At 34.1% G+C, this 8,594-nt stretch carries 7 protein-coding genes and 1 pseudogene; all 8 read right to left on the reverse strand.

Going from position 1 to position 8,594, the window contains the following annotated elements; all coding sequences use genetic code 11:
* Positions 1-87 precede the first annotated feature (87 nt).
* Positions 88-396, reverse strand: coding sequence for a type ISP restriction/modification enzyme (locus tag HYG88_RS14715; protein ID WP_306172540.1), 309 nt, complete (start codon positions 394-396; stop codon positions 88-90).
* A 179-nt stretch (positions 397-575) separates the two neighbouring features.
* On the reverse strand, positions 576-3,311 hold the full coding sequence (locus tag HYG88_RS14720; RefSeq protein ID WP_107010078.1) for a hypothetical protein: 2,736 nt from the start codon (positions 3,309-3,311) through the stop codon (positions 576-578).
* 2 nt (positions 3,312-3,313) lie between these two features.
* Complete coding sequence (locus HYG88_RS14725; RefSeq protein ID WP_107010077.1) at positions 3,314-5,416, reverse strand: hypothetical protein; 2,103 nt, start codon at positions 5,414-5,416, stop codon at positions 3,314-3,316.
* Between the two features lie 138 nt (positions 5,417-5,554).
* Complete coding sequence (locus tag HYG88_RS14730) at positions 5,555-5,848, reverse strand: LexA family transcriptional regulator (RefSeq protein ID WP_162622368.1); 294 nt, start codon at positions 5,846-5,848, stop codon at positions 5,555-5,557.
* A gap of 781 nt (positions 5,849-6,629) precedes the next feature.
* Positions 6,630-7,238, reverse strand: a complete 609-nt coding sequence (locus HYG88_RS14735) for an AAA family ATPase (RefSeq protein ID WP_107010075.1) — start codon at positions 7,236-7,238, stop codon at positions 6,630-6,632.
* A 133-nt stretch (positions 7,239-7,371) separates the two neighbouring features.
* Positions 7,372-7,767: a hypothetical protein gene (locus HYG88_RS14740; RefSeq protein WP_107010074.1), complete on the reverse strand. Its 396-nt coding sequence runs from the start codon at positions 7,765-7,767 to the stop codon at positions 7,372-7,374.
* 118 nt (positions 7,768-7,885) lie between these two features.
* Positions 7,886-8,152 (reverse strand): annotated as a pseudogene (locus tag HYG88_RS14745) (type ISP restriction/modification enzyme); the annotation flags it as partial.
* Between the two features lie 20 nt (positions 8,153-8,172).
* The coding region (locus HYG88_RS14750; protein ID WP_000309238.1) for a transposase at positions 8,173-8,594 on the reverse strand (422 nt) is incomplete at its 5' end.

The raw sequence follows: 8,594 nt of genomic DNA on the forward strand, positions 1-8,594 counted from the left end.
GTTCCATTTTAGAGATTTGTTTAAGATAAGATATAACTCATTGAGATGTGTCATAGTATTCGTCGTTAGAAAACAATTATTATGACATTATTTCAATGAGTTATCTATTTTTGTCGTGTACAGAGAAACAACGGTATCTTTTTGATCTTTTTTAATGAATTTCATTTTAGTCACATAGTAATCATGTTCCTGAAGCTCTCGGACACTTCTACCTTTTAGATCTAATTTAGCTTTATATGGCTCTACGGTTTCATAGTTTAAGTGCCAATGAGCTAAATCACGCCCGGCTTTCGAGAATGCCCAGAAATCTTCGGCTTTTTTTACGCATGGGATACGTGGTAACTCTTTAGTCAAGTTGTCTGCATAACGAGTACGATAATCTTCACTGTGCAACAAGCCATTATTTTTTATTATGTTTTATATAAGTATCTAATTATAAAAGAATATAAATATTAACATGTACAAATGGTGGCATAATTAAACATTATAAATAGTTTCACTAAAACCATAAAAACAAAAACCATTTATACAACTATTTTTAGTTGTATAAATGGTTTTTGTTTTTACATTAAATATTAGTTATATTTAACATTGATATTTTTTTGCTCTTTTTTGAGTCTTTCCTCACGAAACCCACAATTGGTATTCGCATAAGGGCATGAAGCGCATCCGGCACAGAAAGCGAATGGCTCTTGAAGATTGTCTATAGTAGAGCCAATTTCTTCGATCACTTCATTTACAGCATAGTCATTGAACTGCATCACCTTTAACCGCTTACCGTACAATACTGCTCGACCTAGATCAACACTATCAAGCAAACCAAGAGTCCGTAATTGACGACCAACCCATTCAGGGCGTTCCCATTCCGGGATTTCGTTTGTCATGCTTGCGCCATAGTTATCGTCAAGCATTGTTCGTAATTCAAGAATAAGCTGAGTAACAGTAAAGCGGATAAACCCATTTTTAATTAGATTTTTGACAGCTTCACGCAACACCTCTATGGGGTCATTACTCTCAAATTTGACTGTTTTCTGCTTATTAAGACCGACTTCAAGTTCATCTGCACACTCCTTGCCAACGAGCGAAGCGATCACACGCAAGGGGAGTGCAATTTCATCGAATCGACCTGTTTTTTCTGTATGTGTAAGCGAAATATCTTCAATTTCATTACATTTAGCAAAAGCCCATTGATGTAATTCTTGTCGTAACTTCTCAACATGCAAGAAGTCAGATGCTCCCATTTTTTTAATCTTACCTTTTTCACTGTCAGGCATGATAAGTGTTTGAATACGCAACATACGTGTACTCAAAATATCATCAGATCCTTGGGTGTTCGATATTAATTTTATGCCGAAAAAGTTAAGACGCTCAGTTTTCATCGTCTTAACGTCAGTCCAAATTTTCTCCGAAGTGTTTTTGTTATACGATACTTTAAGTGCTTGAACTAGATCACTAAATTGAGTTCCGTCTCGACCACCTTTGCTTGCGATACCCTCTAAATCATCGAACACAACAAAACCTCTCGATGCGTCAATATGCCTTGCAGCAGTTGCAGCACTGACTTGTCCGATCACTGAGCCATTGCATGAAAGCTTAGACATCACAATCCCTGTTTGAGATTTGCCTGAGCCGGCTCGTCCATTTAGGAATATAATGGGTACAGATTCAAAGATGTTTTGAACATAAGTAGCAATCACCGTTAGTGATAGTATGCAGTAATCTTCAGGTACAGGAAGCCATACAGATTGCTTTAGTACATTGTGAATATCAGTATAAATATCCTTAGCAGATCTAATTTTTGATCTGCCTGATATGTAGGATTCAATGCTATTCCAACTCCAAGAGCTGTAATCATTTGGCTTTGGTTCTGCTCGAATTAACGTGCCATCGGTCAATCTAATTACACGTTCAGAGTCCGGTGTTCCGGGAGGTGCAGGGGATTTAACTGATTTGTTAATCACACCATCTGAGCTAACAACCACAGTTTCATAGCGTTCACTAATATATTCCTGACCGTATTCATCGGTCTCTTTTTTTCTCATTAATGTCTGCACCGGATAGTACATTTTGCGATTAATGTAAGCCCCATTGATGTCAATCGGGGCAACGTGGAATCGCCCCACCGCATTTTTTACATTGAACGGATCATTGTTATCAATCGTTTCAACTGTAATAGAGCAAACAGGAGCTTCTTCAAGTAAAGATAAAAATTCATCAATACAGCCGTCCGATCTAAAGAAATCAGTCCAATCAGCCCCCCATTGGTCACTCGGCTTTTCTGTACCGTCTTTTTCAAATTTTGGATTAGCATAATGCGCCGGGCATCTGACTCGATAGCAGTCTCCAACGATAAATTCCGATATTTTTTCAGCCATCGTGTCACCGGCTTTATCGAAATCTTGAGTTAGATAGATTTTGTCAAACTTAGCCCAAAAATCGGGGTTTTTCATTTGTTCAGGAATGCTTGTACCATGCGTTCCTGAGCAAACTAGATAATCATCTAATAAGTCATTTTCTTTTAAATTTTGATAAAGAACCCACACATCTTTCATGCCCTCGCAAACAATCAAATTACGTTGTTTATTGTGGGTGTGTGAAAAATATATACCAACCGGACTTTTGCCCCACCCATTTGAGGCGATAGGATTCTCAGTGACATGGGGGATAACATAGAAATACTGTTGCTTTGCAAACTCACCATTCATCAAGCGGATTGGTGTTGCTAAAGCTTTAGATCTAACCTCGCCATCGGGAGTGGTGGTCTTTCTTGTCAATCCGAGCTGAAACTCAACAATAGTCTCTTTCTTTAATGATCTTGCATATAAATATTCCATTGCAGATTCATTATTTAGTAATTCCTTATGTAGGGTCTGTTGCCAACTCCTAGACTTTTCATCCAACGGCTCTACTTTAACTTCTTGCGCTGTTTCGGTTTTTTTAACCAAAGGCTTTTGCTTGGTTTTTATATTGGTCTTAAAGTTTTGATTACTACTTATACCTAAAAGTTCCTGAGCTTCTTTGATGGCTTTTGCTTTATCTCCATTCAACCTAATACTCAAGACCTCAAGAAGATCATAACTTTCTAACGTGGAATTTTTAGCAGCATCACCACTAAAATCTCTACACATCCCTAAAAAACGTCCACTCAAACCTATTTTAAACGATCCTTGGTTGGTAGCAGGGGTATCATAAACATCACCTGTTACCCAATAACTCCCTTGTTTCTTACCATTAGGAAACAACAGTTGTGCGTAATGTAAAATATTAGAATTAAACCCATCAACAATATTTTGAATATCTAAATTGTTCATAATTACCCCAACGCTGCATTTCTAATATTTGATAAATTTTTCTTCCAATCTCCAATAGCATCCTCGTGGTCAAGATGCCCATAATGTCGCCTAATAACCTCCTCGCTATCCAACAAAATTAAAGCGACATAACCAAATGCCCCTCTATGTATCTTTAAATAGGTGGTCGCTACTATATGCCTAAAATAATGTGCGCCAATCCCACCCGACTTAATAGATTGATCCGCATATAAGGCAGTAAATTTCCGAGTACATGTGCTAATAGCTGTGCCGGTTTGTTTTCTTCCAAGGCTTGAAACAAAAAAATACTCATGGGGTTCGGTTTCGCTCATAAACAATGGACGAATCGTATCGACATAAAGATCTAATATATGCGTTAGATTCTCAGGAATGCTTAATTGAAACCTCTCAGGGATATTCCTTTGTTTATAGTTTTTGAATTGGGATTTCGGGATGCTTATTTTATATATCCCATCTTTATCTTTATAAATACATTCATCTTCTTTATGAAAACCAATTTTCATGTCTGCCCAATTTCTTACTCTTAAAGGACAAATAAGGAGACATTCAACAAGAATAATATCTCTGACAACACAATAATATTTAACTTTTATTTGATGATTATTTGAATTTAAATAAATATCTAAATCCAAGTATGCTTTTTTTAAAGCATCAAAAACATAACTAGCAGGACTGTCTAGCTCAATAATTTTTTCATTTCTAGCATTATGCGATCTTGGACTTGTCTTTATAAACGGTTTAATTTTTTCATAAATAGTAAACAAGCTGTCATAATTTTTCTTTGACATTTCAATAACATCATCAGATGACACATTATAATAATCACAGATAATTTCACGAGAAAATTCACAGAAAAAACAATGGTCAGGATGCCAAATAGTTTTAGCATACTGCATCACCATAGAAAAAGACATAAGCACATAACCGTCTTTCTTAATGTCATTAGCTAACACCGCCCTTAAAATATCAGGCTGATAAACATTAAATAAAGTTAATTCACCATAAGTTAGGAGACCTAATTCTAATACTTTTTTTAAAAGAGCAATTGTTACTCCAACAAATGAAGAATAAGAGGGGACGTATAAGTCCTTTGTATAAACATAAAAATTAGATATTAATTTAGCATCTAAAACCGTTTCTTTAGGTAAATCCCCTTTGCATTTCCTAACTTTCCATTGCTCATTAATTTTTTTATCTAGCAATGGCTCTGTTTTATAAAAACAATAATTATAAAGCTCCAACCTAAGCTGATCCGGTAGTAAAGAAACATTCAATCTTTCAACGTACTTAAAGTTAGAAGAACCATCAACAACACTACCGCTATCCGATAATTTATGTGTGTTTAAAACATTTGTTTTAGGTATTATTGAAGTTAAATAACCCTGTGGAGCATGTGCTAAAGCTTCTATAGCTTCTAGCACTACATAAGGCTTACTTGATCTCTCAGAGTAATTAACTCCATCACAATACTCTACAAAATTTGGGAAAAACTGTCTTTCAAAATACTTGGTAATCATAGAAAAGGTTATAAATTGATGACCACAATAATCATTAATTAAACTTGCAACAATCTGAAACTTTTTCTTATTTGATTTTAACTCGTAAACAGTAGGCTTATTAAATTCAAAAATACAATCCAAGCAAAACAAAAACCTCTCGGTTGCATTATAGTTTTTGTTGTATACATTATCACCTAAAGACAACCAAAGATTAGTACCATATAAAGCAAATATTTCATCCGTAATAAAATTAAACGCAATTCTGTATGGAGATATAGATTTAATCAAACCAGAATGGTTAATCTCAACTCTATTCCTACCATAATATTCTTTATATTTCTCCAAAAAAACCTGTAGGTTATCTTCAGATGAATAAAAAAAGTTAAGAACATCATCAGTGGTTCTTAGATTAAATTCACGGATTGAAAATTCTAAACAGAACAAACAACTATTTTTCAAAGCACGAATGTACGCATCACTACGCCCATTTTTTTTACTTATTTTTTCAACATAGTAACGACAATTATCCTCAATTTCTCGAACTATTAAAAGGTAGTTACTATTCAACTCATTTAAATTACGCATACACAAATTACTCCCAAAAAATAGGATGTCAAATTTGAAACACGCATATAAATGTGCGAAAATGATTAAATCTAGCCTGCACAGTTAGATAAACACTTTCAAAGTCCGGTACTGCTTCAACAGTGCCGGACTTTTCATTTATATGGTTTCGCCAATAGATTCTTGCAAACTGAGTTTTTCATAAGCAGCAGTCGTTAATTCCAAATTACGTCTCACCCGATCTGCACTCCTCCGCAAATAACCTTTTTTCTCCAAAGCAGCCAAATAAGGGGCTGCATTGGCTGATTTAATATCTAAAAAAGTAGCAATCTCTCGATGTGTCGGCATGTACCGATTCTTAACCCTATACTCTTTTAGAAATTCCAATAACAAATATTGGCGATCAGTCAATATAGGGAGCTGCTTAACAACTGAACTTTCAATAGTATCCACATGAGACTCCATGCTTGATATAAACGCCTAAACAATAAAAATACTATCACCAACCAATAGTTTGTTCAATAGTTTGCCCAATAGTTTGCATATAAAAATGCACATATACATTTCCGTAGAATACAGAAAATAGGATATAGATTAATAACATGTCACAACAAAAAAGCATGTCATTAAAATAAAAATATAAAACAAATTCAAATACTTATTTCAATCATTCTAATGACACGATCTATGACTTGCTATTGACACGTATTTTTCCATGTCAACAATAGCGTGTCAGTTTTTTTAATAGTGTGTCAGAATAGTGTGTCACAAAAAATATTGACATAAATATATAATATATATAAATATTTATTTATTTATTTATATTTAGTGACATGTATTTTTTTTAACAGGTCATCACTAATAATGATATATTTCAAATACTTAAATTATTTTTGACACGCTTTTTTATTTTTTTGATGTTTTTTTATTTTTCATTCTATTTTTGAGTATTTCTACAATTATTCATATATATCCAACATGTTTTATATTATTTATTTTTTTCATGCAAGATTTTAATTATAAGCTATTGATATTTATTGTTTATTTATTATCAATATTACTATACAACCCCTCGGAAACTTAGTGCGGAAATTGGAATAGTAAAATACAAATAAATCAAATATTTATGTTTGATTATCCGTTTTGTGTGTGTGCCTGTAGAATGATTTTTTATAAGTAAAAGGTTTCTACAAAAAAACACCTCGCATGGAGGTGTTGTTCTTGGTGGACTCGATCACAACAATTCGATAATTAAAGCGTTCATTTCGTCTTTCGATTTCGAGCTATTCATTTCTGTTACTGACTTTGATTCAAGAATCGCATCACGATACTGTTTGCGCTCGAATAGCACTGTTTTTAGTAGTTTGAACTGCTCATATTCGTTAATAAGCTCCACAGCGTCATTTAGCTCATTTGAGCGTACTGAAGCTCTATTAATCAACACGTATGCGTCTAAATCTTTATTAGTCTTTCTAGCAGCAGCAACTTTCTCTTGCATGTAGTCCAATACTTGCAGATCAAGTAGGCTTGGCTGAGTAGGGATTATTAGCACATTGGATACAAGTAGAGCTTCACGAAAGACCGTTGAATCTCGCCCTGCAACATCTATTAGGACGTACTCATATTCCGCATCTAATTTCTCAAGCTGTAGTAATAGATTTTCGTGAATACACTGACACTCAATATCTCCACGTTGTCTAGCCCATTTTGAAGATGATTGTTGTTCATCACAATCAATCAGTATGCTTTTTCCTTTTTGATTGAGCGATACAGCTAAATTAGTAGCTAGTGTAGTCTTACCAACTCCACCTTTTCGGTTCGCTATAGTTATAATCTTAGCCATTAACAAACACCTTTAAATTAATAAATAATCGTTTATTTGTTTGTATTTATAGTCGTATTATTTAATTGATAAATTAAACTATAAAATACTGTATACATAAAACTGTTTATACACCTAAAAATACAACTATTATTTATTGTTCTTTTTTAGGTTTAGTAACATTAAGTTGATTATTCAATATCTCTTGATATTCTTTAGCACCCAAAACCTTTTTACATTGTTGCAAGATACTCTCACGAATGAATACGCTAATCGAAATATTCTGATCTTGCCCAAGTTTTTTAACAGCTTCATCAATCACGTTAAGTTCTTCAACAAAGAGTGGGATAGTTAGGTTGCGACCATGTTTAGTACGAACACGTTTAGCTATTGGTAGTGTGTTTTTCTCAATATTGATGATTGATTTATTGCGTGTGACGATTTGTTCCTTATCTTTTTTTTCTTTACCATCTGATACCTTTGCATCTGAATTTACGTCATCTTGAGTAAACTCAGTATTCTCCATTGCTTTTTTAAATCTATTACTCATATCAATATCCAAACTATAAGTTAAACTAATATTGTAACTAATAATAGTTGTATTTTTTAAACTATTATTAGGTTTTTTTTGTAAAAAAAATGGGGGGGTTCACCCCCATTTTTTAATACTAAATATCTAATTTAGGTAAGTTTCTAACAATCTTCATTGTTTCAAGACTGACAGTAATCACTCGTAAAAACAGATTGAGAGGGTATGATGGATCATTCATTGTTTCGATTGCCCAATCATTCGCATCATTCACAATGCCACTGTCTTTATGCGTAGATACGCCTTGGCGTTCCATAACCCATTCGAGTGCAGGCTTGCCATTTACAACGTAGTCATAGGCTTCTAATGGGATATTTTCGATAGTGATAGCATTATTATAAACAACGGCTCTGTACACGACAAATTTCACAGAACCCTTATCCTATCAGGATTCTGCCTTCTTAAAATTGCCAAAATTTCCTTAAACTCTTCTTTTTTCCCAAAACCAATTAAACGCTGAATCGCCATTTGAACATAGTCTAAACCATAGCGAAATAAACTCATTGAGAGTCGTCCATGCTTCTTTATTTTTATCGCTTTTTTTTGATCATGTTGCCATTCACCCGTTAAGTAACACCAACAGAAGCTTATAGCTAACACCGCAATCAATTTTTTCACTCGTCTAGGGTCTGTCAAGCGCGTATTTTCAAGATTAAACCCGCGTCCTTTGAGACAACTGAATAAGGTTTCAATTTCCCAGCGTAATGCATAATCCTGAATAGCATTGGCATTAAACTGAGGAGAAACGACGAGTAAAAGCTCTCCATTTTCTAACTGTAGTGCACTTA

It is taken from the genome of Acinetobacter sp. SwsAc4, from assembly GCF_013391535.1.
Classification (GTDB): Bacteria; Pseudomonadota; Gammaproteobacteria; order Pseudomonadales; family Moraxellaceae; genus Acinetobacter.

Bases quoted from the DNA above. Each gene is read 5' to 3' on its own strand.
- HYG88_RS14740 (WP_107010074.1), bottom strand. From the start codon at position 7,767: ATGAGTAATAGATTTAAAAAAGCAATGGAGAATACTGAGTTTACTCAA.
- HYG88_RS14725 (WP_107010077.1), bottom strand. From the start codon at position 5,416: ATGCGTAATTTAAATGAGTTGAATAGTAACTACCTTTTAATAGTTCGA.
- HYG88_RS14720 (WP_107010078.1), bottom strand. From the start codon at position 3,311: ATGAACAATTTAGATATTCAAAATATTGTTGATGGGTTTAATTCTAAT.
- HYG88_RS14735 (WP_107010075.1), bottom strand. From the start codon at position 7,238: ATGGCTAAGATTATAACTATAGCGAACCGAAAAGGTGGAGTTGGTAAG.